The sequence below is a fragment of the Streptomyces sp. NPDC012510 genome (assembly GCF_042955065.1).
GTDB lineage: Bacteria > Actinomycetota > Actinomycetes > Streptomycetales > Streptomycetaceae > Streptomyces.
Map to the genome: position 1 here is coordinate 140763 of NZ_JBIBEN010000013.1, position 26685 is coordinate 167447.

Below are 26685 nucleotides of genomic sequence, written 5' to 3' on the forward strand. Positions count from 1 at the left end.
GCGCACTGACTGCGAGGGACCGCTCTGCCGCCCCGGTTCTGTCGTGGACGGATCAACGCACGGCGCCGCGCGCCGTGCGTACACAACCCGTGCGCCGCCTTCGGCCCCGAGGAGCGGCGTCCCCTCAGTACACGTCAGTACACGTCAGTACACGGGGAGGGTGCGCGGGCCGAGGTCGTCGCGGGCGGGCGGGCGCGCGAGCCGTACGGTGGCGCCGAGCACGCTCAGGCCGTGCGGGGCGACGACGACGGGCTCCAGGGAGACCGCCACGACCTCCGGGTGATCGTCGACCAGGCGGGAGACCCGCAGCAGCAGCTCCTCCAGCGCTTCCGTGTCGACGGGCGCGGAGCCCCGCCAGCCGAAGAGGAGCGGCGCCGTCCGGATCGATCGCACCAGTGAGGCCGCGTCCCGTTCGGTGGCCGGAATCAGGCGGTGGGCCATGTCGCCGAGCAACTGCGACGCGGGCCCGGCCAGCCCGAACGAAAGCACCGCTCCGGCCGCCGGGTCGACCACCGTCCGTACGATCGTGTCGACCCCGCGCGGGGCCATGCCCTGAACGACCGGGCGCAGCTCCTCCGGTCCCCCGAACAGCGTGGTCAACTCCGCGTAGGCCCGCCGCAGTTGCTCCTCGTCCGCCAGATCGAGCCGTACGCCGCCGAGGTCGGCCCGGTGCCGTAGGTGAGGGGCGGTGGTCTTGAGCGCCACGGGATAGCCGATGGCCTCGGCCGCCGCCACGGCCTCGTCGGGCGTCGGCGCGGGCCGCGCCTCCCGCACCCTGATGCCGTACCGCGCCAGCAGCGCGCCCGTCGCCGCCGCCCCGAGGCTCAGCCCCTCGTTCTTGACCAGCAGCGCGTCGATCTGCGCCGCCGCCCCTCTCTCGTCGATGTCCTCGTACTCGGGCACCCGCCCCGGATCGGCCGCCTCACGCCGCCACTGGGCGTGCCGCACCGCTTCCGAGAGCGCGCGGACGGCCCGCTCGGCGGCGGGGTAGGCGGGGATGAGGTGGGCCTCGTAAGGGGGGGACGTGGGGCTTTCGGCTCCCCGGGCGGGGGGCGCCGTGGAGGCACCGCTTCCTTCGGTGCGGGACGCCGTGGACGCGTCCGTTCCCCCGGTGCGGGACGCCGTGGAGACGTGGGCTCCCCCCGCACGGGACGCCGTAGACGCCTCGGCTCCCTCGGTGGGCAGTCGTTCCGCAGGGCGGAACGGGCGGGCACCGCCTGTGGTGGCGAGGGGCTTCTCGCCGGCCTGGGGCGCCGTGACGGCCGCGGCCGACAACGCCTCCGCCAACCCGCCCAGCTCCACATGCACGACCAGCACCGGCTTCGCGGGGTTCGCGGTGGCCGCCGACCGCAGCGCCTCGGCCAGTTCCGCATCACCCGGCGACGCCTCCCCCAGCGCCGGTATCGCCGTCACCACCACCGCGTCGCACGAGTCGTCGGCCAAGGCCCGCGACAGCGCCGCGTGGAAGTCCCGCGCCGTCGCCCCGGTCGTGAGGTCCAGCGGGGGCAACGGTCTCAATCCCTCGGAGAGACACGCGTCGTACGTGAGCATCCCCAGCGACTCGGAGTTCCCCAGGATCGCCACCCGGGGCCCCGCCGGCAGCGGCTGCCGGGCCAGCAACAGCCCCGCGTCGACCAGTTCGGTGATCGTGTCGACACGGATCACCCCGGCCTGGCGCAGCAGCGCGGACACGGTGGTGTGGGGCAGCCGGGTGGCGCGCACGGCATGCCCCTGGGGCGCGGACCCGTGGCGCGCCCCCTGCACCACCACGAGCGGCTTGACCGCCGCCGTGCGCCGGGCGAGGCGGGTGAACTTGCGCGGGTTGCCGATGGACTCCAGGTACATCAGGACGACATCGGTGTCGGGGTCCTCGTACCAGTACTGGAGAACGTCGTTCCCGGAGACGTCCGCGCGGTTCCCGGACGACACGAAGGTGGAGACGCCCGTGACTCCGGTGACCCCTCCCCCGCGCCGGTGCAGCCGCGACAGCAAGGCGATCCCGATGGCGCCGGACTGGGCGAAGAGGCCGATGCGCCCGGAGCGCGGCGTCTGCGGGGCGAGGGAGGCGTTGAGCCGTACGTCGGGGGCGGTGTTGATGATCCCGAAGGCGTTCGGCCCGATGATGCGCATGCCGTACGTGCGCGCCTGGCGCACCAGTTCACGCTGGCGCTCGCGCCCCTCGGGTCCGCTCTCGGCGTACCCGGCGGAGACGACCACGAGCCCCTGCACGCCGTGCTCCCCGCACTCGGCGACGACCTCGGGGACATGGGCCGCCGGGACCGCGACGACCGCTAGGTCGACGGGGCCCTCGATGTCGGTGACCGAGCGGTGGGCGGGGACCCCGCCGAGTTCCTTCTCGTCCTCGCCGAGGGCCTTGTTCACCGCGTACAGCCGTCCGGTGAAGCCCGCGCCCAGGAGGTTGGCGAGGACGCCGCGGCCGACGCCGCCCGGTGCGCGCCCGGCGCCGACGACGGCGACCGAGCCGGGGGCGAGCAGCCGCTGGACGGACCGGGCCTCGGCGCGCTGCTCCCGTGCGCGCTGCACGGCGACGGAGCGGTCTGTGGGCTCCAGGTCGAACTCCAGGCGTACGACGCCGTCCTCGAAGCTGCGCTTCTGCTGGTACCCGGCGTCGGTGAAGACTTTGATCATCTTGGTGTTGGCCGGCAGCACCTCGGCGGCGAAGCGTCTGATGCCGCGTTCGCGGGCGACCGCGGCGATGTGTTCAAGAAGGGCGGAGGCGACGCCTCTGCCCTGGTGGGCGTCCTGGACGAGGAAGGCGACCTCGGCCTCGTCGGCCGGTGCGGACGCGGGCATTCCGTCGGCGCCGATCCGGTCGTAGCGTACGGTGGCGATGAACTCACCGCCGACGGTGGCGGCGAGCCCCACCCGGTCCACGAAGTCGTGGTGCGTGAAGCGGTGGACGTCCTTGGCGGACAGGCGAGGGTACGGCGCGAAGAAGCGGTAGTACTTCGACTCGTCCGAGACCTGCTCGTAGAAGCTGACGAGACGCTCGGCGTCATCAACGGTGATGGGCCTGATGCGTGCGGTGCCGCCGTCGCGCAGCACCACGTCGGCCTCCCAGTGGGCGGGGTACTCGTGCCGGTCCGACGAGGTCTGCATGAGCCCCAGAGTACGGCTCGCGTCCGACAGCGGCGCGGGGCAGTCTGGGGAGGCACAACAGAAGCACAACACAAGCGCGACAGCCGGTTCGTGGTCAGGCCGTGGGCCCGTTCCGGTGCGTCGCCCCATATGGGAAACTGGTCTAGACAACCGGTCTAGACCTCTCTGCAGCACCCGAGACACCTGAAGGGCAGCATCACATGGCTGAGCGCCGCGTCAACGTCGGCTGGGCCGAGGGCCTCCACGCCCGCCCCGCATCCATCTTCGTCCGGGCCGCCACGGCCTCCGGTATCCCCGTGACGATCGCCAAGGCCGACGGCAACCCCGTCAACGCGGCCTCCATGCTGGCGGTCCTGGGCCTGGGCGCCCAGGGCGGCGAGGAGATCGTGCTCGCCTCCGACGCCGAGGGGGCGGACATCGCGCTGGACCGTTTGGCGAAGCTCGTGGCCGAGGGGCTCGAGGAGCTCCCCGAGACGGTCTGAGCGAACCGGCGACGAAAGCGGGAAACCCGTAAGGCCTGAAAGGCCTCCCGCACACACTCGAAGGGCTCGTCCGAATTACCGGGCGGGCCCTTCTCCTTTTCGTTCTGCGGGCAGCGGAAAAATGCCCCTCGAATTTCTGCTCTCTTTGTATACGGCTCTCGTGTTAATGTCGCAGGCTCGGCATGTTTACGGGGTGTTGCGAAGTCCTCACACGATCGGGTCGCTCCGCCCCGCCCGGCCCGGCGGGAAAGCGGAGCCGGTGTGCGGCGGTGGCGCGCTCGGTGTGCAGCGCGGTGATCGTCCTGGCCCGCTCGCTGTCGCCGCGCGCGACCGCGTCCACGATGCCGCCGTGCTCCGCCCAGGACTCCGCGGGGTTGGCCGGCGCCTCGACCGCGTACATCCAGGCGATCTTGTGCCGCAACTGGGCGAGGGTCGAGGTCAGCGCGGGGCTGCCGGACGCCTGTGCGAGCGTCTCGTGGAACCAGCCGCCCAGCGAGCGCAGATCCTCGCTGTTGCCCCTCCTGGCCCGCTCCTGCCCCAGCCTCACCAGGCCGCGCAACACCTTGAGATGCGCCTCCGTGCGGCGCTGGGCGGCGCGGGCGGCACCGAGCGGCTCCAGCAGCATCCGCATCTCCAGCAGGTCCGCGGCCTCCTGCTCGGTCGGCTCGGCCACACACGCGCCCGCGTGCCGGCGGGTCACCACGAACCCTTCGGCCTCCAGCGTACGCAGCGCCTCGCGTACGGGGACCCGGCTGACGCCGTACCGGCGGGCGAGCAGTTCCTCGGTGAGGCGGCTGCCGCGCTCGTAGACACCCGCGACGATGTCGTCGCGAATAGCCGTGCATACCGAGTGCGCCGGAATACGCATGACCGACCTCCGCCTTAATCCCCGTGAAACGTCGATGATTGACGTGTGTTCCAGCGACTCTATTGCAGAGAGCCGGAATTTCCGATGGCGGGCCGGAATCCATGGATATTTTTTGGACAGGAGGCGCGCCGCTCAGGACGTGCCTCACTCCGACGTGCCTCACTCCGACGTGTGTCACTCGCGACAGGAGCCACGGCGGAGTACGCACAACGAGGAAAGCCCCGGCTCGTGAGCCGGGGCCTCCCGCGAGGAACTGAGCGACGCGTCAGACGTTCACGCCGTGCGAGCGCAGATAGGCGGCGGGGTCGATGTCCGAGCCGTACTCGGCCGTCATACGGGCCTCGAAGTGCAGATGCGCGCCGGTGACGTTGCCGGTCGCACCAGAGAGGCCGATCTGCTGGCCGGGGGTGACCGTCTGGCCGACGGAGACGCCGATGGACGACAGGTGGCCGTACTGGGTGTAGGTGCCGTCGTTCATCTTGATGACGATGTTGTTGCCGTACGCGCCACCCCAGCCCGCCTCTACGACGGTGCCGGAGCCGACCGCGAGGACGGCGGTGCCGGAGGCGGCGTGGAAGTCGACGCCCGTGTGGCTGCCGGAGGACCAGACGGCCCCGCCGGCCTTGTAGCCGGTGGAGATGTAGGAGCCGCTGATGGGGGCCACATAGGAGTTGAGGCGCTCGCGCTCGGCGGCACGGGCGGCGCGGGCCTTGATCTCCTCGCGCTCCTTGGCGGCGGCACGTTCCTGCTCGGCCTTCTCGGCGGCGGCCTTGCGGGCCTCCTCCTGCGCCTTCTTCTTGACCTCGGCCACCTCGGCGGCCTGCTGCTGGGCCGCGGCCTGGGCGTCGACCTGGTCGGCGACCGTGTCGCCGAGGGTGATGATCTGGTTCAGGCCGGTCTGCTCGGCGGTGGGCTCCTCCGCGGCGAGCGCGGGGGCGGCCAGGGTGCCGATGACACCGGTGGTGGTGAGAGCGGCGACGCCCACGTTCCTCGTGGTCGCGCGCTTCGCACGGCCGGGGCGGCGGTGCTTCCCGGGGGCGCGGGTGAACGCCATGAAGTGGCTGGTCCTTTCCTTCCCTCTCGCCTACCGGGTTAGCTGACGGGTTCGGAGCAGGAAGGTCTCCTACGGCTGCCCCCCGTTTCGCGTCGCTCCGCGAAGGGCACCCGATTCACCCCAGGGACTGCGGTGGGTCCCCGGCTCCCCTGGCTCGCGCCATGCGGGGACTCGGCGATGACTGTCCGGTGCCGCGGCTGCGGCGAACTGCTGACGAACAGCCGGACCGACGCTAAGCGGGCCGTCTGCGAAATAACAAACGCATCACGGGTTTTGAGGCGTACGCCACAGGGCAGACGTGCGCCCTCCGCCATCAATACGGACAAACGAGGGCCCTGGTGACTCTTTCGTCACCAGGGCCCCATAACCCGCGTGCTCGCGGCCAGGTTCCGCTCGGCGTTCTACTCGGCCGGTACGACGGTGACTTCGCCGATGCCGAGGGCCCTCACCGGCTCCTCGATCTGCGCGGCGTCACCGACGAGGACGGTCACCAGACGGTCCACCGGGAAGGCGCTCACCGCGGCCGCGGTGGCCTCCACCGTGCCCGTGGCGGCGAGTTGGCGGTACAGCGTCGACTGGTAGTCGTCCGGCAGGTACTGCTCGACCTGGTCGGCCAGCGTGCTCGCCACGGCCGCGGCCGTCTCGAACTTGAGCGGGGCGACCCCGACGAGGTTCTGAACGGCGATGTCTCGTTCGGCGTCGGTCAGGCCCTCGGCGGCGAGGGTGCGCAGCACCGTCCACAGGTCCTCGAGCGCCGGCCCGGTGTTGGGCGTGTCGACGGAGCCGCTGATGGCGAGCATCGCGATGCCCGAGCCGTCGGGCGCGGAGCGCAGCACCTGGCCGAAGGCGCGCACCCCGTAGGTGTAGCCCTTCTCCTCGCGCAGAACGCGGTCCAGGCGGGAGGTGAGGGTGCCGCCCAGGCAGTAGGTGCCGAGCACCTGGGCCGGCCAGACCCGGTCGTGGCGGTCGGCGCCCACCCGGCCGATGAGCAGCTGTGTCTGGACGGAGCCGGGCCGGTCCACGATGATCACCCGTCCGGTGTCGTCGGCGGTCACCGACGGCACGGGGCGCGGCTTGGCCGGGGAGCCGGTCCAGGCGCCCAGGGTCTCGCCGAGCAGGGCGTCGAGGTCGACGCCGGTGAGGTCGCCGACGACCACGGCGGTGGCCGTCGCGGGGCGTACGTGCTTCTCGTAGAAGGCGCGTACGGCCGCGGAGTCGATGCCCTGAACGGTCTCCTCGGTGCCCTGGCGGGGGCGTGACATGCGTGAGTCGGCCGGGAACAGCCGCTTGGACAGCTCCTTGGCGGCCCGGCGGCCCGGGTTGGCGGTCTCGTGCGGGATCTCGTCGAGCCGGTTGGCCACGAGCCGCTCGATCTCGCTGTCGTCGAACGCGGGTGCCCTGAGGGCGTCGGCGAGCAGGCCGAGCGCCTTCGCCAGCCGCGACACGGGCACTTCGAGGGAGAGGCGTACGCCGGGGTGGTCGGCGTGCGAGTCGAGGGTGGCACCGCACCGCTCCAGCTCTGCGGCGAACTCCTCGGCGGAGTGCTTGTCGGTCCCCTCGGAGAAGGCCCTGGTCATGATGGTGGCCACGCCGTCCAGGCCGGCGGGCTCGGCGTCCAGGGGCGCGTCCAGGAGCACCTCGACGGCGACGACCTGCTGGCCGGGACGGTGGCAGCGCAGCACGGTCAGGCCGTTGTCCAGGGTGGAGCGCTCGGGCGCCGGGAACGCCCAGGGCCTGGCCTCGCCGGCCTGGGGCTGTGGGTGGAAGTCCATGGTCGCGAGCTCGGTCACTTCGCCGACTCCTCGTTCTCGTCGGTGGTTTCGTCGGCCTGAGCCGCGGCGGCGTCCTCTTCGCCGTCCTCTTCGTCGGCGACGGGCTCATAGACGAGCACCGCGCGGTTGTCGGGCCTCAGACGCGCCTTGGCGATCTCCTGGACCTCCTCGGCGGTCACCTCCAGGACACGGTCGACGGCGGTGAGGGCAAGCTTCGGGTCGCCGAAGAGGACCGCGAAGCGGCACAGTTCGTCGGCACGACCCGCGACCGTGCCGAGCCGGTCCAGCCACTCGCGCTCCAACTGGGCCTGGGCGCGCTCCATCTCCTCCGTCGAGGGCCCCTCGGCGGCGAACCGGGCCAGCTCCTCGTCGACGGCGGCCTCGATCACCGGCACCTCGACGTCGCCGGAGGTCTTCACGTCCATCCAGGCCATGGAGGGGGCGCCGGCCAGGCGCAGCAGGCCGAAGCCGGCCGTCACGGCCGTGCGGTCACGGCGTACGAGCCGGTTGTAGAGGCGGGAGGACTCGCCGCCGCCGAGGATCGTGAGCGCCAGGTCGGCCGCGTCGCACGCGCGCGTGCCGTCCTCCGGCAGTCGGTAGGCGGCCATCAACGCGCGCGCGGGCACGTTCTCCTCGACGACCTCGCGCAGCTGCTCGCCGATGATGTCGGGGAGCGTGCCGTCACGCGGCTCGGGCTTGCCGTCGTACGACGGGATGGAGCCGAAGTACTTCTCGATCCACGCGAGCGTCTGGTCCGGGTCGATGTCGCCGACGACCGAGAGGACGGCGTTGTTCGGCGCGTAGTAGGTGCGGAAGAACTGGCGGGCGTCCTCCAGGCTGGCCGCCGACAGGTCCTCCATCGAGCCGATGGGGGTGTGCCGGTAGGGGTGGCCCTCCGGGTAGGCCAGGCGGAAGATCTTCTCGAAGACGGTGCCGTAGGGCACGTTGTCGTACCGCTGGCGGCGCTCGTTCTTGACGACGTCCCGCTGGTTGTCCAGGTTCTTCTGGTCGAGCGCGACCAGCAGGCTGCCCATGCGGTCGGCCTCCAGCCACAGCGCGAGCTCCAGCTGGTGGGCGGGCATGGTCTCGAAGTAGTTGGTGCGCTCCCAGCTCGTCGTGCCGTTCAGCGAACCGCCGGCGCCCTGCACCAGCTCGAAGTGCCCGTTGCCCTGCACCTGGCCCGAGCCCTGGAACATCAGGTGCTCGAAGAGGTGGGCGAGGCCCGTACGGCCCTCGACCTCGTGGCGCGAGCCGACGTCGTACCAGAGGCACACCGCGGCGACGGGGGTCAGGTGGTCCTCGGAGAGCACCACGCGCAGGCCGTTGGCCAGGCGGTGCTCCTTCACTGTCAGGCCTTCGGAGCCGGCCTCGGCTGTGGCCGTGTGACCCATGGGCATGTACGTCCCTTCGATGGCGAGAGCGGTTGGTGAAAACCGCGTTTGTCCTGCCGGTCCTGCCACTGTATGCAAGCGCTCGAACCCCCGGAGAAGTTCCCGGGCGAGGTACGCCGAGAGCGAGACCCGGGGTTGCGGCCGGGCGTTCGATGGTTAAAGTCGGCGCACGCTGTCGACGCGGCTGCCCGTGGCCCCGTACCCGGCGGTCGGAACCGGGCCGTGTCCGCGTTGTCGGTGCGGCAGTCCACAATGGTCCGCGTCAGAGTCCGTTCACGCCTCAGCACGAGTGAGCCGAAGGGGCGCGCCCCACAGGCGAGCGACCAGAACACAGAAGGAGCCGGCAGCGATGGCCCGCCGCAGCACGAAGACCCCGCCGCCCGACGACGCGTACGAGGAGAAGATCCTCGACATCGACGTCGTCGACGAGATGCAGGGCTCCTTCCTGGAGTACGCGTACTCGGTCATCTACTCCCGAGCCCTGCCGGACGCCCGTGACGGTCTGAAGCCGGTGCACCGCCGGATCGTCTACCAGATGAACGAGATGGGCCTGCGCCCCGAGCGCGGCTATGTGAAGTGCGCCCGCGTCGTCGGCGAGGTCATGGGTAAGTTGCACCCGCACGGCGACTCCTCGATCTACGACGCCCTGGTGCGCCTCGCCCAGCCCTTCTCCATGCGGCTCCCCCTGGTCGACGGCCACGGCAACTTCGGCTCACTGGGCAACGACGACCCGCCGGCGGCCATGCGGTACACCGAGTGCCGGATGGCCGACGCCACGAGTCTGATGACCGAGTCGATCGACGAGAACACGGTCGACTTCGCGCCCAACTACGACGGCCAGGAGCAGGAGCCGGCCGCGCTGCCCGCTGCCTTCCCGAACCTGCTGGTCAACGGCGCGTCCGGCATCGCCGTCGGTATGGCCACCAACATGCCGCCGCACAACCTGGGCGAGGTCATCGCGGCCGCCCGCCACCTCATCAGACACCCGAACGCCGACCTGGACACGCTGATGAGGCACGTCCCGGGACCGGACCTGCCGACCGGCGGCCGGATCGTCGGTCTCTCCGGCATCAGGGACGCGTACGAGACGGGTCGCGGCACCTTCAAGATCCGCGCCACGGTGGCCGTGGAGAACGTGACGGCCCGCCGCAAGGGCCTGGTCGTCACCGAACTGCCCTTCACCGTCGGTCCGGAGAAGGTGATCGCCAAGATCAAGGACCTGGTCGGCTCGAAGAAGCTGCAGGGCATCGCCGACGTCAAGGACCTCACCGACCGCCAGCACGGCCTGCGTCTCGTCATCGAGATCAAGAACGGCTTCGTGCCGGAGGCGGTCCTGGAGCAGCTCTACAAGCTGACACCGATGGAGGAGTCCTTCGGCATCAACAACGTGGCCCTGGTCGACGGCCAGCCCCTCACCCTGGGCCTCAAGGAGCTGCTGGAGGTCTACCTCGACCACCGCTTCGAGGTCGTCCGGCGCCGCTCGGAGTTCCGTCGCGGCAAGAAGCGCGACCGGCTTCACCTGGTCGAGGGCCTGCTCACCGCGCTGGTCGACATCGACGAGGTCATCCGGCTGATCCGCTCCAGCGAGAACTCCGCGCAGGCCAAGGAGCGTCTGATCGAGCGCTTCTCCCTGTCGGACATCCAGACGCAGTACATCCTCGACACACCGCTGCGCCGCCTCACCAAGTTCGACCGTATCGAGCTGGAGTCCGAGAAAGACCGCCTCAACGCCGAGATCGCGGAGCTGACCCGCATCCTGGAGTCGGACGCGGAGCTGCGCAAGCTGGTCTCCGGTGAACTGGCCGCGGTGGCCAAGAAGTTCGGCACCGACCGCCGTACGGTGCTGCTGGAGTCCTCGGGCACCCAGGTGGCCACCGTTCCGCTCCAGGTGGCGGACGACCCGTGCCGGGTGCTGCTGTCCTCGACGGGTCTGCTGGCCCGTACGGCGAACGGAGAGCCTTTCACGGAGGGCGAGGACGTCAAGCGCACCAAGCACGACGTGATCGTCTCGGCGGTCCCGGCGACGGCGCGCGGCGAGGTGGGCGCGGTGACCTCCTCCGGACGCCTGCTGCGCCTGAACGTGATCGACCTGCCCCAACTGCCGGACACGGCGGCGGCGCCCAACCTCTCGGGCGGCGCCCCGCTCGCGGAGTTCCTCTCCCTCCAGGACGGCGAGACGCTCGTGTGTCTGACGACGCTCGACGAGTCGTCGCCGGGCCTGGCCATCGGCACCGAGCAGGGTGTCGTCAAGCGCGTGGTCCCCGACTACCCGTCCAACAAGGAGGAGCTGGAGGTCATCACGCTCAAGGAGGGCGACCGGATCGCCGGCGCCGTCGAGTTGCGCACGGGCGAGGAGGACCTGGTCTTCATCACGGACGACGCCCAACTGCTGCGTTACCAGGCCTCCCAGGTTCGTCCGCAGGGCCGGGCGGCCGGCGGTATGGCCGGTATCAAGGTCGCGGAGGGCGCGAAGGTCATCTCGTTCACGGCGGTGGACCCGGCGGCGGACGCGGTCGTCTTCACGGTGGCGGGCTCGCGGGGCACTCTCGACGACTCGGTCCAGACGACCGCCAAGCTCACCCCGTTCGACCAGTACCCCCGCAAGGGCCGCGCCACGGGCGGTGTCCGCTGCCAGCGGTTCCTCAAGGGCGAGGACTGCCTGTCCGTCGCCTGGGCGGGCCCGGTCCCGGCCCGCGCCGCCCAGAAGAACGGCACCCCGGCCGAGCTCCCCGAGATCGACCCGCGCCGCGACGGCTCGGGCGTGTCCCTGGGCAAGACGGTGTGGTCGGTGGCGGGGCCGGTGTGATGTCGCAGGCGGCTGGGCCGATGTGACGTCGTAGGTGGCGGCGGAGCCCGTATGAGATCGGACGCTTCAGAGGCCGTCGTAGGGGGCCGGGAGGCCCTCGGGCTCCTCGTGCCGGCCGGTCTCCTCGGTCTGCGCCTCCGGTACGTAGCGCAGGACGCCCCACATACCGTGCTCATCGGCGTGTGGGGCTTCGTCCTTGCACGCCTCCAACTCCTTGGAGAGGGCGGCGGCGTCGATCCCCGCCCCGATGAGCACCAGCTGGGTGAGCCGGGGCTGCTCACCGTCCGGCCACGGCTCGGGGTAGAAGCGCAGGAACCGTCCAACGGCATGCACGGCGTAACGGTTGCGGACGTCGTACGGCCCGAAGTCGACGTACCCCTTGATCCGGTACAGCCCTTCCGACCTCCCGTCGAGGAACTCCATGAGCCGCCTCGGGGCGACCGGCACATCGGAGACGAAGGCGACGCTGTCGTAGCCGGTGTGCAGGTGCCCGGCGTGAGCGTCGTGAGCGTCTCCGCCGTCCCCGTCGTGGTCGTGCCGGTTAAGGTCGTCGAAGGAGAGCTGGCCGATGCGCTCCTCGGAGGGCCGGCAGTCGAAGAGGAACTCGGGATCGACCCGCCCGTAGGTGGCGGGCACGACGGCCGCGCGGTCACTGAGCGAACGGACTAGCGACAGGACACGCTCCTCGTCCTCGGCCCGGTCGAGCTTGTTCACGACGACGAGGTCGGCGAGGGCGAGATGCCGGTCGATCTCGGGGTGCCGCTGCCGGGTCTCCCGGAACTCAGCAGCGTCGACGACCTCGACGAGCCCGCCGTACACCACCCGAGGGTTCTCACTGGCGAGCACCATCCGCACGAGTTCCTGCGGCTCGGCGAGCCCACTGGCCTCGATGACGATGACGTCGATCCCGGAGGAGGGCTCGGCGAGCCGCTCCAGGTAGGCATCCAGCTCACTGACGTCGACGGCGCAGCACAGACACCCGTTGCCGAGCGAGACCGTGGAGTCCCCGAGTGCCCCGGCCACGGCCATCGCGTCGATCTCGATCGCGCCGAAGTCATTGACGATCGCACCGATACGGCTGCCGCCGCTGCGGTGGAGAAGGTGATTGAGCAGCGTGGTCTTCCCGGAACCGAGGAACCCGGCGAGGATGACGACGGGAATCTGCGAGCTGTGCGCCCCCGTGGCTCCCGGGCCCGCTCCAGGACTCGGTGCCGGACCGGCAGTCGCACCCCGGCCGGAACTCGGCCCCGGACCGGCAGTCGCACCCCGGCCGGAACTCGGCCCCTGACCAGACCTCAGCCCCTGACCAGATGACGACCCTTGAGCTGAACTCGTACGTGAACTCTGGGTCGGACCCGACGACCGGCTCAACACACGCCCTCTCTCACACCGTTGTGTGCGCCGGCGCATGGCCGGGCACCGCGAGGGCCGCTCATGAACCGGTTCCCACCGGAACACCGCAGCTCTCCCACGTCCATTGCCTGCCGCACCAGGATACGAGCGGGGGCGAGCGCCCCGCCGAATGGACGATGGTCAGCGGCGCCCGTGGGGCACACGTCGGGCATGGCGCCGGTCCGCGCGACCCGCGCATCCCTCCGTGCGCCTCCTCTCCGCCTCCCGGCCGAGCAACGCCGCTCGGCGACACTGGGAGACACTGGGAGACGGCAAGCGCCGCCCACCGCTCGCCGGTCCCCACCCTGTCGACCCGAACCCGACGGCCGGCGGACGCCCGCCTGAACCGGGGGTTGACATGGCCACACAGAATCTTGGGACTCGCGGACTCGGTCCGGCCGCGGCAGCCGGTCTCGCCTTCGCGGCGGGAGCGCTGGGCGCGTTCGTCGTGGAGCGGCGCCACAACGCCGTACTGCGACGACTGGAACGGCTGGAACACGAGACGGAGCAGCGCGCGGCGCTGATCGCCTACCAGCGGCACCACTACGAACTGGTCATGAAGGCGGCCTCCGACCCGACACTGCTTCCCGTGCTGAACGCCTACGAGGAGGAACTGTCAACGGACAGACAACGGCAGTACCTCTTCGCCAACCTCGTCTACGCCCACGTCCTGCAGGGCTACCGGGTGGGCGTCTTCACCCGGTCGGAGTTGTACGGGCACCTCCGCGGCATCTTCCAGAGCACGCTGATGCGGGACTACTGGTCAGCCACGCGTCACCACCGGTCGAGTTTGAAGGAGGGCTCGGACGAGTCGGAGATCGGCAAGATGGTCGACGCCCTCATCCGCGACCTGGAGGAAGCGCACACGGACGAGTGGTGGGTGGTGGGCGAGCCGCCCGCCGAGTGAGGCCTCATCCCCTACGGCGCTCGCACCGCGCATCGCGACCCCTGTGCCTGGCTTCACTCCATCGCGTCCTCGACGCATGCGCATCAGGCGGCTGCTTGAGGCTAAGTTGGCCCCGCTCATATCACTACTCACAGCCCAAGGATCGAATCCCGTTGAGAATCATGCGCCGCATCGGTGCGTCCCCCCGCGAGAGGGGCAGCGCCACGGGGCAGACGTGCCCAGACATCTTCGAGCTGCAGGATGGCAACTTCGCAGTGATCGGGACCGATCAGACCGAGAAACTCGACCCCGAGCTTCCCGCTGACGCATCGCGCGCTGACTACGAGAGGATCGTGGTCATCAGCCGCGAGACCCTCATCCGGGCAAAGTCGGATATCCCCGACGCCTGATCCTGACACGGGGGCTCGCCTGCACTACAGCGCGGGCCCCTCGCGCCGCCGTCCGCGACAGCGGGGCAGCGCGCCCCGGGTCGGGTCCGGTACGGAGCCCGAGCCGGAACCCGCCGTTTCGAGCCCGAGCCCGCTTTCGCCGTTCGAGCCGAAGCCGGTCATGCAGCCACGGGAACCGCCACCGGTGCCCCCGGCCCCACATAGCGTGCCGCCGGGCGGATGATCTTCGAGTCCTCAGCCTGTTCGAGGATGTTCGCGCTCCAGCCGACGGTCCGGGCGGCCGCGAAGGTGGGCGTGAACATCTCGCGGGGCAGACCGCAGAGTTCCATGACGACCCCGGCGTAGAACTCGACGTTGGTGTGCAGTGCCCGACCGGGCTTGAGCTCGGCGAGGATCGACTCGACCTGGCGTTCCACCTCCACCGCGAAGGCGACCCGAGGGCCGCCGAACCGCTCCGCGATACCGCGCAGCATGCGGGAGCGAGGGTCCTCCGTGCGGTAGACGGGATGACCGAAGCCCATGATGCGGTCGCCGGCGAGGACCCGTTCGCGGATCCAGGGGTCGATGCGGCCAGGAGTGCCGATGGCATCGAGGGTGTCCAGGGCGCGACTCGGGGCACCACCGTGGAGGGGCCCGGAGAGCGCGCCCACGGCACCCACGAGGCACGCCGCCACGTCCGCGCCGGTCGACGTGATGACGCGGGCCGTGAAGGTTGACGCATTGAATCCGTGATCAATGGTCGAGATCAAGTATTGCTCGATCGCCCGCGCCCGCAGGGGGTCCGGTTCCGAACCGGTCACCATGTAGAGGTAGTTCGCGGCATAGGGCAGGTCGTCCCGCGGCTCGACCGGATCCAGCCCCTGGCCCAGTCGGTACAGCGCCGTGAGCAGGGTGGGGACGGCCGCCGAGGCGGCCAGCGCCTCCGCGCGACGCTGACCGGCGTCGAGGTCGTACACGGGCCGGAAGCCCTTGGCGGCACCGAACAGCGACAGGGCCGTCCGAAGGCCGGACAGCGGTCCGGAGCGGGCACTGGCCTCGGCGATCGCGGGCAGGACGGCGCGTACCCCGTCGGGCAGTCGACGCAGGGGTCGGACCAGATCGGCGAACGCGGTCCGCTGGTCCGAGTCCGGCAGTTCGCCGTGGACCATCAGATGCCAGACGTCCTCGAAGTCACGGGTCTGCGCGAGGTCGACGGCCGAGTACTGGCGGTAGTGGTAGAAGCCCTCCTGCCCTCTGACATCACCCAATGAGGTGTCGGTGACGACGACACCCGCGAGTCCTCGCGGCACGTCGACGGGGGTGGCCGTGGCCCGGTTGGCGTACATGTCTCCTCCGTGAACTTGATCGGACTGCCTTGCACTTGATTCGACTGTCCATGGTTGACTTGATTTCTGTCAATATTGATTGAATCAATGTGATCCAGAGATGGGTACGGTGACCTCCATGAATGAGCGAGGCGACCGACGGCTCAGCACCCGGGAGACCGCCGAGTTGCTCGGCGTGAAGCCCGAGACCGTGTACGCGTACGTGAGCCGTGGGCAACTGAGCAGCCGACGTGATCCCGGAGGGCGCGGCAGCACCTTCGACGCCGATGAGGTGGCGGCGCTCGCACGGCGCAACAGGCGGGAGAGCGCCGGGAGTCCGGCCACGGCCGGAGAGTTCGCCGTCCCCACCCGGCTCACCCTGATCGAGCGGGACCGCTACTACTTCCGCGGGGTCGACGCGACGGAACTCGCCGCTCGGTACTCCTACGAGGAAGTCGCCGAGTGGCTGTGGACGGGCGAGCTGCGACCCGGCGCCGCCTTCACCGCCCCGAAGGCGTTCGCCACTGCCGCCCGGCGCGCGGTCGACGCGCTACCGGAGCACAGCGGTCCGCTCGACCGGCTACGGGTGGCCGCGATCGCCGCCTCGGCGACGGACCCACTGCGCTTCGACCTCTCGGACGAGGCCGTCCTCGGCACCGCGCGCACCCTCATCCCCACCCTCGTCACCGCCCTGCCACCAATCCAGCGCTCCCACCGCGACTCGGGACCGCTCGCCCAGCGCCTCTGGGCCCGGCTCAGCGTCCGCACCCCGGACGAGGCGTCACTGCGCGCACTGGACGGGGCGCTCGGACTGCTGGTCGACCACGATCTGGCCGCCTCCACCCTCGCGGTCCGCGTCGCCGCGTCGGCCCGCGCCCACGCGTACGCGGCCGTCTCGGCCGGACTCGGCGCCCTCGAGGGCCCCTTGCACGGCGCTGCCGGCGGCCTCGCGCACCGGCTGCTCAGCGACGTGCTGGAGCTCGGCGACGCGGCCCCCGTGATCGCGGACGAACTGCGTGCCGGCCGCAGCATCCCGGGGCTCGGCCACCGCCTCTACCCGGGCGAGGATCCGCGCGCACGTGCCCTGTTCGCGCTCCTGGAGGACGTCCCCCAGGCCGCACCGGCCCTCGCCGCCGCGCGCGACATCGTCGCGACCACCGCCCGCCACACGCCCCTGCACGCCAATGTCGACCTGGCCCTCGCCGTGCTCACGGTCTCCTTCGGCATGTCCTCCACAGCCGGCGAGACCGTCTTCGCCGTGGCCCGCACGGCGGGCTGGATCGCCCACGCCCTGGAGGAGTACGGGGAGCTTCCGCTGCGGATGCGCCCGAGCGGCCAGTACGTGGGGGCGCGGCCCCCTCGCCCACTCCCGGAGTGAGCACCCGCGCTCGGGGTGCTCATGCCGGGCTCGGACGAAGCACCCGCGCTCCGGGTGCTCATGCCGGGCTCGGACGTGAGCACCCGCGCTTAGAGCTCTGCGGTGCGTGTGATGAGGTCCTCGTCCGTGATGGGGCGGACCACACGGCAAGGGGTTCCGACCGCGACGGTCATCGGGGGGATGCTGCGGCTGACGACGCTGCCGGCGCCGATGACCGACCCGTATCCGATGCGAACGCCGGGCAGGACCACCGCGTTGCTGCCGATCCACACCTTGTCCTCGATCACGATCGGTTCCGAGAACCGTCCGAAGTCGGCTCGTCGGGAAGGGTGCACCGGGTGTCCCGTCGTGGTCAGCGTCACGCTGGGCGCGAGCATCACACCGTTGCCTATGCGGATGTCCACGTCGTCGACGAACGTCAGGTTCACGTTCCCGAAGAAGTCGTCGCCGATGTGGACGTTGCTGCCGAACCCGGCATGGAACGGCGGTAGCAGCACCGTTCGTTCACCGAGCGAGCCGAAGATCGCGACGAGCAGCGCTCGACGCTTCCGCGTCTCGCTCGGTGGGGTGTGGTTGTACTCGAAAATCTGCCCGGTGCGACGCCGAGGGGCCTGGAAGGCCGCTTCCGACTCGGTGTAGACCAGCCCTTTGGCGATCCGGGCCAGGACTTCTTCCTCACGAGCATCTGTCACGGCGGAACGTCCCCTTCGTCCGACCTCTCGGGCGCGTGCCCGGCGCGCCACCGGTCGACCGCGCGCACCAGAGCCTACGTGCACCGCCCGAGACACCATGATCTTTTCCGGCCTCGGATCCGATACCCCTGCCTCACCGTGCGGTCCCGGGGTCGCCCCCGAAACCACCAGCTCGCCCCTTCGGGCCCCACCGGAAGCCACTCGGGCACAACTCAGGTTAGGCTCACCTCTGTGAGTACGTGCACCTCCGCGTCCCGACACCTCGACGAGCCTCTCGCGGGGACCGCCGCCACGGCGAGGACATGGCTGCTGCTGGAACAGCCAGGACCCTGGGGCGTCCAGGCGCTCACTTCGAGCCATCTGGACCCCCTACTCGGCGACGCCCTCGAAGCCGCGGCGGAGGGCACCGGCGTACGCGTGGCGCTCATCCGGCGCCCCGGCCGTCACGCGGACTGCCGGGAGGTTCGCGAGCGCCAGGTGTACGTGGCCCACACCGTGCCGGGCAACGTCTGGCTGCACAGCGCCACGACATCCACCCCCGAACGGCTGCTCGATCTCGACTTCACCGCCCTCGGCAAGGGTGAGCATGGCACTTTCGAGGCGGTTCTGGATGGCGGGCCCCACACCGGCGCCCCCCTGGCGCTCGTCTGCACCAACGGCAAGCGCGACCGCTGCTGTGCCCTGCTGGGCCGCCCTCTCGCCGCCGAACTGGCCGCCTCCGGGGTCCAGGGCACCTGGGAGGTCACCCATCTGGGCGGTCACCGCTTCTCCCCCACTCTGCTCGTCCTGCCTTTCGGATACGTGTACGGCCGCGCCGAGGCCCACCACGTCAAGGAAGTCCTGCAGGGCGTACGGGAAGGACGGGTCGTCATCGAAGGGTGCCGGGGAAGCTCCGCCTGGGAACGCCCCGGCCAGGCGGCCGAACTCGCGGTGCGTACGGCCACCGGCGAGGAGGCCGCCGACGTGCTCACGGTGGTCGGTACGTCGGGCACGGGCCCGAGCCGGGAGGTGACCGTCGCGCACCTGGACGGCCGTCTATGGAACGTCACGGTCGTCCAGGGCACCGCCCGACCGCCCCGCCCGGAAAGCTGCGGCTCCCCGCTGGGCGCTCCGGCCCGGATGGACGTCGTGGCCGTACGAGAGCTGTCACCGGCGGCGTCGGCGGGCTAGCCAGGTCACGGCCGTCACCGACGGCCGGCCGTCGGCCGACCCACGCCCACCGGAGCCCCGCCCCGCAAACACCGCACGGCTGAGATCCGCGCCACACCCCACTACGTCCAGCCCGCTCCGCCCACGTACCGTCATGGGTATGAGCCCCACTCCCCCCGCACGCCGCCTGCGTCTCGGTATGCCGCGGCGAGTGTTCTCGCAGGTCCTGCTGATGCAGGTGGCGATCGCCGCCGGTGTCGCCGTCCTCGCGACCGGGCTGTTTCTCGCGCCGCTCAGCGACCAGTTGGACGACCAGGCAATGCGCCGGGCCCTGGCGATAGCGCAGACCACGGCGGCGCAGCCGCAGATCGCGGCGGACCTGATGTCGTCGAAACCGTCTGTGAACGGCCCGGTGCAGGTCGAGGCAGAGCGCATCCGGAAGGCCAGCGGGGCCGAGTACGTGGTCGTGATGGACACCCACGGGGTGCGCTGGTCGCACACCGACCCGGCGGAGATCGGCGGGAAGGTCTCTACGGACCCGCGCCGCGCACTGGCCGGGAACGAGGTCATGGAGATCGACTCGGGCACACTGGGACGCTCCGCCCGCGGCAAAGTGCCGCTGCGCGACGCCGAGGGGAAGATCGTGGGCGCCGTCTCGGTGGGCATCGAGTACGACAACGTGCGCGCCCGGCTGATCCACGCGATCCCCGGGCTGCTCGCGTATGCCGGCGGGGCCATGGCCGTCGGGGCGCTGGCCGCGTACCTGATCTCGCGCCGTGTTCACCGGCAGACCCGCGACCTTGCATTCTCCGACATCGCGGGGCTACTGGCGGAGCGTGAGGCGATGCTGCACGGCATCCGGGAGGGCGTGGTCGCGCTGGACCGCGCCGGCCGCGTACGCCTTCTGAACGACGAGGCGCAGCGCCTGCTCGGGATCGGCGACGAGGCGGTCGGCAGGTCGCTCGACGACGCCCTCGGCCCCGGCCGTACGACCGAGGTGCTGGCCGGCCGGGTGACGGGCACCGACCTACTGACGGTGCGCGGTCAGCGCGTGCTGGTCGCCAACCGGATGCCCACCGACGACGGGGGCGCGGTCGCCACCTTGCGCGACCGCACCGAACTGGAACAGCTCGGCCGCGAACTCGACTCCACACGCGGGCTGACAGACGCCCTGCGCGCCCAGGACCACGAGCACGCCAACCGGATGCACACCCTCCTCGGCCTGCTCGAACTGGAGATGTACGACGAGGCCGTGGAGTTCGTCGGCGAAGTGGTCGGTGACCACCGGGCGACCGCCGAGCAGGTCACCGAGAAGATCCACGATCCGCTGCTGGCCGCGGTCCTGGTCGGCAAGGCGACCGTGGCGGCCGAGCGCGGGGTGGCCCTGTCGATCGCGGGCGCCACGATGCTCCCGGACCGGCTGGTCGACCCCCGCGGGCTGGTCACCGTCGTCGGCAACCTCGTCGACAACGCCCTGGACGCCGTCGCGGGCACACCGCACGCGCGCGTGGAGGTCGAGCTGCGTGCCGAGGGCCGTACGGCGATCCTCCGGGTACGCGACACCGGACCCGGGGTTCCGCCCGACAAGCGGGAGTTGATCTTCACGGACGGCTGGTCGACCAAGACGCCACCCGCGCACCGAGAGCGTGGCATCGGGCTCTCCCTCGTGCGTCGCCTCGCCGAACGGCAGGGCGGCAGCGCCCAGGTCACCGAGGCGGAGGGTGGCGGCGCGGAGTTCACCGTGATCCTCCCCGACGCCCTGACGGAGCCGGGGCTGGTGACGCAAACCATCGCACCGACGCTTACCTCTACGGCACCCGACGACAGGCCGGCTCGACAGGGGGAGCCGACGGTCGGCCGCGACGGACGGCCGGGTCCCGAGCAGGAGCCCGAGGCCGCCATCACAGCCGCCGAGAAGGAGTCGCGATGATCGAGGTCCTGGTCGTGGACGACGACACGAGAGTCGCCCGCGTCAACGCCGCCTACGTGGAGAAGGTCGCCGGCTTCCATGTCGCCGGCGTGGCCCACAACGCGGCCGACGCACTGCACCAGTTGGAGGCGCTGCCGCACGTGGACCTGGTTCTCCTGGACCACTATCTGCCGGACGACACGGGCCTCCTGGTCGTCCAGGAGATGCGCCGACGGGGTCACCAGACCGACGTGATCATGGTGACGGCGGCCCGGGACGTCACGACGGTCCAGGCGGCGATGCGCCACGGCGCGCTGCAGTACCTGGTCAAGCCGTTCGCGTTCGCCGGCCTGCGATCCAAGCTGGAGGCGTACGCGGAGCTGCGCCGCACTCTGGACGGAGGCGGTGAAGCCGAACAGGCCGAGGTGGACCGGATCTTCGGCGCGCTCTCGGCCGGCGGTGAACCGGACCTGCCCAAGGGGCACTCCGCCACCACCACCGAACTCGTACGCCGTGTCCTGATGACCGCCGAGGGCGCGCTGTCCGCCCAGGAGATCGCCGACCGCACGGGCCTGAGCCGCCAGACCGCACAGCGCTATCTCAAGCTACTGGAACGAACGGGACGAGCCCGGCTGACCCTCAAGTACGGCGACGCGGGCCGCCCCGAACACCGTTACGAGTGGGCCACCCGCCCCTGAGGCACGCTGGACGCGCCCCCGAGACGCTTCCGAGAGGCCCGGAAACGCCCCCCTGAAAGCCGTACGCCGCTGAACGCGCCCCGGCCCTCACACCGCCCCGGCCCCCGTCAGCGACCGCACCTCGGTCTCCGCGTGCTTCGCCTCGTCCGGCGGCTCGGAGGAGGCGAGGGTCCCGAGCCAGCCCGCGAGGAAACCCAGGGGAATGGAGACCACGCCCGGGTTCTGCAGGGGGAAGTACTGGAAGTCGACACCGGGGAACAGCGACTCGGGACTCCCCGAGACCACCGGCGAGAGCACCACAAGAACCACGGAGGGCACCAGTCCGCCGTACACGGACCACACCGCGCCGCGTGTGGTGAAGCCCCGCCAGAACAGCGAGTACAGCAGCACGGGGAGATTGGCGGAGGCGGCGACGGCGAAGGCCAGACCGACGAGGAACGCCACGTTCAGGTCACGGGCGAGCAGCCCCAGCGCGATGGCGACCATGCCGATGGCGACGGCGGCGGTCCGTGCGACGGCCACCTCGCCGCGCGGTGCGGACCGCCCGCGCCGCAGCGACGCGTACAGGTCATGGGCGACGGACGCCGACGAGGCGAGGGTGATGCCGGCGACGACCGCGAGGATCGTGGCGAAGGCGATGGCGGCGACGACCGCGAACAGAACCGTTCCGCCAGTGGAGTCCGCGCCACCGCCGAGGTCGAGGGCCAGCAGCGGCACCGCCGTGTTCCCGGCCGCGTTGGACCTCCGTACGGTGTCAGGTCCCACGATCGCCGCCGCTCCGAAGCCCAGCACGATCGTCATCAGGTAGAAGCCTCCGATGAGGCCGATCGACCAGACTACCGAGCGGCGTGCGGCCCGCGCGGTGGGCACCGTGTAGAAACGCGACAGGATGTGCGGCAGCCCGGCCGTGCCCAGGACCAGGGCGAGTCCGAGACTGATGAAGTCGAGGCTCGCGATCCAGTCCCCGCCGTACTTCAATCCGGGCGCGAGGAACGCGTCGCCGTGTCCGCTGCGCGCGGCAGCCGTCCGCAGCAGTTCGTCGAAGTCCCCGCGGAAGCGCACCAGTACGAGCACGGTCAACGCGATCGCCCCGCCCATCAGCAGGACGGCCTTCACGATCTGGATCCAGGTGGTGGCCCGCATCCCTCCCAACGAGACATAGACGACCATGAGCGCGCCGACCCCGATGACCGTCCAGGCCTGCGCCGCCTCGCCCTCGCCTCCCAGCAGCAGCGCGACAAGTGTGCCCGCCCCGACCATCTGCGCGACCAGATACAGAACGGACACGGCCACCGAGGAAGTTCCCGCGGCGATCCGCACCGGGCGTTCGCTCATCCGCGCCGCCACCACGTCGGCGAGCGTGAACCTCCCGCAGTTGCGCACGAGTTCGGCCACCAGGAACAGCACCACGAGCCAGGCGACGAGGAAGCCCACCGAGTACAGCAGCCCGTCGTACCCGAAGAGCGCGATGAGTCCGGAGATCCCTAGGAAGGAAGCGGCGGACATGTAGTCACCCGCGATGGCAAAACCATTCTCCATCGGCGAGAACAGCCGACCACCGGCATAGAACTCCTCCGCCGAGCCATGCCTGTTGCGGCTGACCCACGTGGTGATCCCCAAGGTGACCGCAACGAAGACGCTGAAGAGCAGGAGCGCCAGCGTCTGGTGGTCGGCGGTCACCGCTCGCTCCCTCGGACGCCGCGTGTCAACTCCTGGGTGTCCCAGCGCAGATCGAGCGCCGCCCGGTCCCGCCGCAGCCGCGCGTGCCGCGCGTATGCCCAGGTGAACAGGAACGTCGTGAGGAACTGCCCGAGCCCTGCCAGCAGCGCCACGTTCACCGCGCCCACCACCGGCCGCGCCATCAGTCCCGGAGCGGTGGTCGCCGTCACCACGTACCCCACGTACCAGCTGAAGAAGAGGGCGACGCCCGGGATCACGAACCTGCGGTACCGACCGCGCACTTCCCGGAAGGCCGCGCTCCGCTGGACCTGCAGATAGACATCCGCAGCGCCCCGGCCGTCCCGCGCATCGACCACGGCCGACGCCGGCCCCCCCGTGCCGTCCAACTCCCCCCAGCCGGAGGCCAACGCGTCGTACCAGGGATCGTCGAACCGCACGTCCGCGCTGGCGAGGCCGTGCCCCTCGTGCTGCTCAACCGGGCTCTCAGAACCACCCCCGCGACGGCGGGGACGGCCGGTGCTTGACTGCATGCCCCAGCATGGACAGAACGGAAAGACCCCCGACGCACCTCTTCCCGATTCTTCACCCCATCAGGTGAAACCCCGGCGGGCCTCCCCCACTCGAGGCGAAAGACAGAGAACCCGGATTTCGCCTATGGGCCGAACGCACCCCCGATGACGGTTCTGTCGCCTACGGCAAGAAGGGGCGTGTCCGCCCGCAGCGGTTGGCGCGTCAACACCTCCAGCCTCCCAGCCAACCGATTCCGTGCCGTTCCGAGGGCGGACACCACCGACCGCCCCGACCCGCCTACCGAACCGCAGCGCGCCCGCCCGCCCGAGCCCAGCGCAGCGACTACGCGTCGATGCGCGACCGGTCCAGCGTCGCCGCCGAGCTGGAGATGAACTCCTTGCGCGGCGCGACGTCGTTCCCCATGAGCAGATCAAACACCTGCTCGGCGGCCTCCAGGTCCGACAGGTTGATCCGCCGCAGCGTCCGGTGCCGAGGATCCATCGTCGTCTCGGCCAGTTGGTCCGCGTCCATCTCGCCGAGACCCTTGTAGCGCTGGATGGAGTCCTTGTACCGCACGCCCTTGCTCTGGAACTCCAGCAACTTGTCGCGCAGCTCCCGGTCCGAGTACGTGTAGACGTACTTGTCCTGCCCCCTCTTGGGCTGGACCAGCTCGATCCGGTGCAGCGGCGGCACCGCGGCGAAGACCCGCCCCGCCTCGACCATGGGCCGCATGTAGCGCTGGAAGAGCGTGAGCAGCAGACAGCGGATGTGCGAGCCGTCCACATCGGCGTCGGTCATCATGATGATCTTGCCGTAGCGAGCCGCGTCAATGTCGAACGTACGCCCGGACCCGGCCCCTATGACCTGGATGATCGCGCCGCACTCGGCGTTCTTCAGCATGTCCGTCACAGACGACTTCTGGACGTTGAGGATCTTGCCGCGAATCGGCAGCAGCGCCTGGAACTCGGAGTTCCGCGCGAGCTTCGCCGTACCGAGCGCCGAGTCTCCCTCGACGATGAACAGCTCGCTGCGCTCCACGTCGTCGCTGCGGCAGTCGGCGAGCTTGGCGGGCAGGGACGAGGACTCCAGAGCCGTCTTGCGGCGCTGCGCGTCCTTGTGCTGACGGGCGGCGATACGCGTACGGGCGGCCGCGACGGCCTTCTCCATGACCACTCGGGCCTGTGCGGCGGCGTCCCGCTTGGTGGAGGTCAGAAACGCCTTGAGTTCCTTGGAGATCACCTGCGCCACGATGCGGCGGGCCGCCGAGGTGCCCAGGACCTCCTTGGTCTGGCCCTCGAACTGCGGCTCGGCGAGACGCACGGTGACGACGGCGGTGAGGCCTTCGAGCGCGTCGTCCTTGACGATGTCGTCCTCGGCGACACGCAGCATCTTCTTGGCGCGCAGCACCTCGTTCATGGTGCTCGCCACGGCCTGCTCGAAGCCGGCGACATGGGTACCGCCCTTGGGGGTGGCGATGATGTTCACGAACGACTTGAGGGTCGTGTCGTAGCCGGTGCCCCAGCGCATGGCCACGTCTACACCGAGCTCGCGAGTCACCTGGGTAGGCGTCATCTGGCCATGGTCGTCCAGGACGGGAACGGTCTCCCTGAAGGTGCCCTGACCGGAGAAGCGGAGGACATCGCAGACCGGCTTGTCGGAGGCCAGGTACTCGCAGAACTCACTGATGCCGCCATCGAAGCGGAACGACTCCTCGCCCTTGCTGCCGCCCTCGCCGAGGCCGAACTCGTCACGGACGACAATCGTCAGACCGGGCACGAGGAAAGCGGTCTGGCGGGCGCGCTGGTGCAGGTTCTCCAGCGAGAGCTTGGCGTCCTTGAGGAAGATCTGGCGGTCGGCCCAGTAGCGCACACGGGTGCCGGTGCGGGTCTTCGGGATCCGCTTGCCCTTGCGCAGGCCGCCGGTCTCGAACTTGGCGTCCGGGCCGTTGCCGGCGAAAGCGCCGGGCACACCGCGCCGGAAACTGATGGCGTGCGTGCTGCCGCTGCGGTCGACCTCGACGTCCAGACGGGCGGAGAGCGCGTTCACCACGGAGGCGCCCACGCCGTGAAGACCGCCGGAGGCCGCGTAGGAGCCGCCGCCGAACTTTCCGCCGGCGTGCAGCTTGGTCATGACGACCTCGACGCCGGAGAGACCGGTCTTGGGCTCGACGTCGACCGGGATGCCGCGGCCGTTGTCCCGCACCTCGACGGAGGCGTCGTCGTGAAGGATCACCTCGATGTGGTCACAGTAGCCCCCGAGGGCCTCGTCCACGGAGTTGTCGATGATCTCCCAGAGGCAGTGCATCAGGCCGCGACTGTCCGTCGAGCCGATGTACATACCGGGGCGCTTCCGCACGGCCTCGAGCCCCTCGAGGACGAGCAGGTGCCGCGCGGTGTAGTTGGAACCGTCCCGGTCTGCTCCGGTCAGCAGCGCTGTGGACGGCACGGACGTATCGGCGGTCACGCGGTTCGCTCCTCGCTGAATTTCAGGTGAGGCCCTTGTGGGTAAAGAGCCGGGCTCTGTTGCCGGTCCGAGGGTACCGAGGCCTGGTAGAGCCGTTGTAACGCCACCCTCGTCCGAAACTCAGAGTAGTCCAGAGTCGCATACACGTTCGATCCCTCGATGGGGTGAAGTACATATCACGTTCCCTTCCAGGCATGAACCATTTAGGCTCCGGGCACGTCCTCATGAACAACCGGCAACCCAGCCGGGAGGACCGTACAACCGAAAGAAACCACCAGAACCACCCGAAGAACCACCGACAGACAGCGCGAACCCGTACGACACGAAGACACGCACTACGGCTCATTCGCCGCCAACCGGCAGCAGACAGCCGGCCCGGAAAGATTTTTTCGAGTTAAAGCCGCGAGCGGGAACGTTTTCGGCCTGGTTGGATGTTGACCCTGGTACGACAGCTCGTCGAGCTAGAGAAGAGGCGACGTGACTACTGTTCTGACCCCCGCGACCCCGCTGACGGCCGCTGATCGATGCGACCGCTGCGGCGCCCAGGCCTACCTGCGCGTCGTCCTGCTGAGCGGTGGAGAGCTGCTGTTCTGCGCCCACCACGGCCGCAAGTTCGAGCCGGAGCTCAAGAAGATCGCCGCGGAGATACAGGACGAGACGGAGCGGCTCACGGCCGCTCCCGCGACTGCAGAAGAGGACGAGCGCTGACGCTTCGCACCCA

20 protein-coding genes and 1 riboswitch are annotated in these 26685 nt (G+C 70.3%); of the genes, 9 read left to right on the top strand and 11 right to left on the bottom strand.

From position 1 onward, the window contains the following. Positions 1–144: 144 nt before the first annotated feature. Positions 145–3120: a GNAT family N-acetyltransferase gene (locus tag ACFY9I_RS24500; protein WP_391005008.1), complete on the bottom strand. Its 2976-nt coding sequence runs from the start codon at positions 3118–3120 to the stop codon at positions 145–147. Between the two features lie 200 nt (positions 3121–3320). Here ACFY9I_RS24500 and ACFY9I_RS24505 point away from each other — a divergent pair, with 200 nt between their 5' ends. Beyond that, complete coding sequence (locus ACFY9I_RS24505; RefSeq protein WP_391005010.1) at positions 3321–3602, top strand: HPr family phosphocarrier protein; 282 nt, start codon at positions 3321–3323, stop codon at positions 3600–3602. Between the two features lie 163 nt (positions 3603–3765). Here the strand turns inward: ACFY9I_RS24505 and ACFY9I_RS24510 are convergent, their stop codons facing one another. From ACFY9I_RS24510 to ACFY9I_RS24525, 4 genes are all read right to left on the bottom strand, one after another. Continuing rightward, positions 3766–4470 (bottom strand): FCD domain-containing protein, encoded by a 705-nt coding sequence (locus ACFY9I_RS24510; protein ID WP_391005012.1) that lies wholly within the window; start codon positions 4468–4470, stop codon positions 3766–3768. Between the two features lie 265 nt (positions 4471–4735). Further along, complete coding sequence (locus tag ACFY9I_RS24515; protein ID WP_391005014.1) at positions 4736–5524, bottom strand: peptidoglycan DD-metalloendopeptidase family protein; 789 nt, start codon at positions 5522–5524, stop codon at positions 4736–4738. Between the two features lie 12 nt (positions 5525–5536). Then, positions 5537–5711, bottom strand: a riboswitch (cyclic di-AMP (ydaO/yuaA leader). Between the two features lie 214 nt (positions 5712–5925). Then, a complete protein-coding gene (locus tag ACFY9I_RS24520) occupies positions 5926–7314 on the bottom strand; it encodes an insulinase family protein (RefSeq protein ID WP_391005016.1) in 1389 nt (462 codons plus the stop codon). After that, positions 7311–8687 (bottom strand): insulinase family protein, encoded by a 1377-nt coding sequence (locus ACFY9I_RS24525; RefSeq protein WP_391005191.1) that lies wholly within the window; start codon positions 8685–8687, stop codon positions 7311–7313. The genes ACFY9I_RS24520 and ACFY9I_RS24525 overlap by 4 nt, the downstream gene beginning before the upstream one ends. A gap of 349 nt (positions 8688–9036) precedes the next feature. Here ACFY9I_RS24525 and ACFY9I_RS24530 point away from each other — a divergent pair, with 349 nt between their 5' ends. Further along, the gene (locus ACFY9I_RS24530) at positions 9037–11493 is read left to right on the top strand and encodes a DNA topoisomerase (ATP-hydrolyzing) (protein WP_391005017.1); all 2457 of its coding nucleotides are present in this window, start codon (positions 9037–9039) and stop codon (positions 11491–11493) included. Positions 11494–11559: 66 nt separating this feature from the next. On the opposite strand, the gene ACFY9I_RS24535 is transcribed toward ACFY9I_RS24530, so the two are convergent. Further along, positions 11560–12654: a GTP-binding protein gene (locus ACFY9I_RS24535; protein WP_391005193.1), complete on the bottom strand. Its 1095-nt coding sequence runs from the start codon at positions 12652–12654 to the stop codon at positions 11560–11562. Between the two features lie 589 nt (positions 12655–13243). On the opposite strand from ACFY9I_RS24535, the gene ACFY9I_RS24540 reads away from it, so the two are divergent. Together ACFY9I_RS24540 and ACFY9I_RS24545 are read left to right on the top strand one after the other, a co-directional pair. Beyond that, entirely contained in the window at positions 13244–13792 is a 549-nt protein-coding gene (locus ACFY9I_RS24540; protein WP_391005019.1) for a DUF6082 family protein, read from the top strand. A gap of 161 nt (positions 13793–13953) precedes the next feature. Then, positions 13954–14181 carry a hypothetical protein gene (locus ACFY9I_RS24545; protein ID WP_391005021.1) on the top strand — a complete coding sequence of 76 codons (228 nt, stop codon included), beginning with the start codon at positions 13954–13956 and terminating at the stop codon, positions 14179–14181. A gap of 158 nt (positions 14182–14339) precedes the next feature. Here the strand turns inward: ACFY9I_RS24545 and ACFY9I_RS24550 are convergent, their stop codons facing one another. Then, entirely contained in the window at positions 14340–15506 is a 1167-nt protein-coding gene (locus tag ACFY9I_RS24550) for a citrate synthase (protein WP_391005023.1), read from the bottom strand. Between the two features lie 118 nt (positions 15507–15624). Here ACFY9I_RS24550 and ACFY9I_RS24555 point away from each other — a divergent pair, with 118 nt between their 5' ends. Continuing rightward, the gene (locus tag ACFY9I_RS24555; RefSeq protein ID WP_391005025.1) at positions 15625–16863 is read left to right on the top strand and encodes a citrate/2-methylcitrate synthase; all 1239 of its coding nucleotides are present in this window, start codon (positions 15625–15627) and stop codon (positions 16861–16863) included. Between the two features lie 89 nt (positions 16864–16952). Here the strand turns inward: ACFY9I_RS24555 and ACFY9I_RS24560 are convergent, their stop codons facing one another. Next, positions 16953–17555 carry a DapH/DapD/GlmU-related protein gene (locus tag ACFY9I_RS24560; protein WP_391005027.1) on the bottom strand — a complete coding sequence of 201 codons (603 nt, stop codon included), beginning with the start codon at positions 17553–17555 and terminating at the stop codon, positions 16953–16955. 231 nt (positions 17556–17786) lie between these two features. Here ACFY9I_RS24560 and ACFY9I_RS24565 point away from each other — a divergent pair, with 231 nt between their 5' ends. The 3 genes from ACFY9I_RS24565 to ACFY9I_RS24575 all read left to right on the top strand — a co-directional run bounded on the left by ACFY9I_RS24565 (position 17787) and on the right by ACFY9I_RS24575 (position 21311). Then, entirely contained in the window at positions 17787–18725 is a 939-nt protein-coding gene (locus tag ACFY9I_RS24565) for a sucrase ferredoxin (RefSeq protein ID WP_391005029.1), read from the top strand. Between the two features lie 139 nt (positions 18726–18864). Next, complete coding sequence (locus ACFY9I_RS24570; RefSeq protein WP_391005031.1) at positions 18865–20634, top strand: ATP-binding protein; 1770 nt, start codon at positions 18865–18867, stop codon at positions 20632–20634. Beyond that, positions 20631–21311, top strand: coding sequence for a response regulator (locus ACFY9I_RS24575; RefSeq protein ID WP_391005033.1), 681 nt, complete (start codon positions 20631–20633; stop codon positions 21309–21311). Before ACFY9I_RS24570 ends, ACFY9I_RS24575 begins: the two co-directional genes overlap by 4 nt. 87 nt (positions 21312–21398) lie before the next feature. Here ACFY9I_RS24575 and ACFY9I_RS24580 read toward each other — a convergent pair whose 3' ends face one another. The 3 genes from ACFY9I_RS24580 to ACFY9I_RS24590 all read right to left on the bottom strand — a co-directional run bounded on the left by ACFY9I_RS24580 (position 21399) and on the right by ACFY9I_RS24590 (position 25964). Further along, positions 21399–22991, bottom strand: a complete 1593-nt coding sequence (locus tag ACFY9I_RS24580; RefSeq protein WP_391005035.1) for a cation acetate symporter — start codon at positions 22989–22991, stop codon at positions 21399–21401. Next, entirely contained in the window at positions 22988–23521 is a 534-nt protein-coding gene (locus ACFY9I_RS24585) for a DUF485 domain-containing protein (protein WP_391005037.1), read from the bottom strand. Before ACFY9I_RS24585 ends, ACFY9I_RS24580 begins: the two co-directional genes overlap by 4 nt. A 322-nt stretch (positions 23522–23843) precedes the next feature. Further along, entirely contained in the window at positions 23844–25964 is a 2121-nt protein-coding gene (locus tag ACFY9I_RS24590; RefSeq protein ID WP_391005038.1) for a DNA gyrase subunit B, read from the bottom strand. Positions 25965–26441: 477 nt separating this feature from the next. Here ACFY9I_RS24590 and ACFY9I_RS24595 point away from each other — a divergent pair, with 477 nt between their 5' ends. Further along, entirely contained in the window at positions 26442–26672 is a 231-nt protein-coding gene (locus ACFY9I_RS24595; protein WP_013000244.1) for a hypothetical protein, read from the top strand. Positions 26673–26685 lie beyond the last annotated feature (13 nt).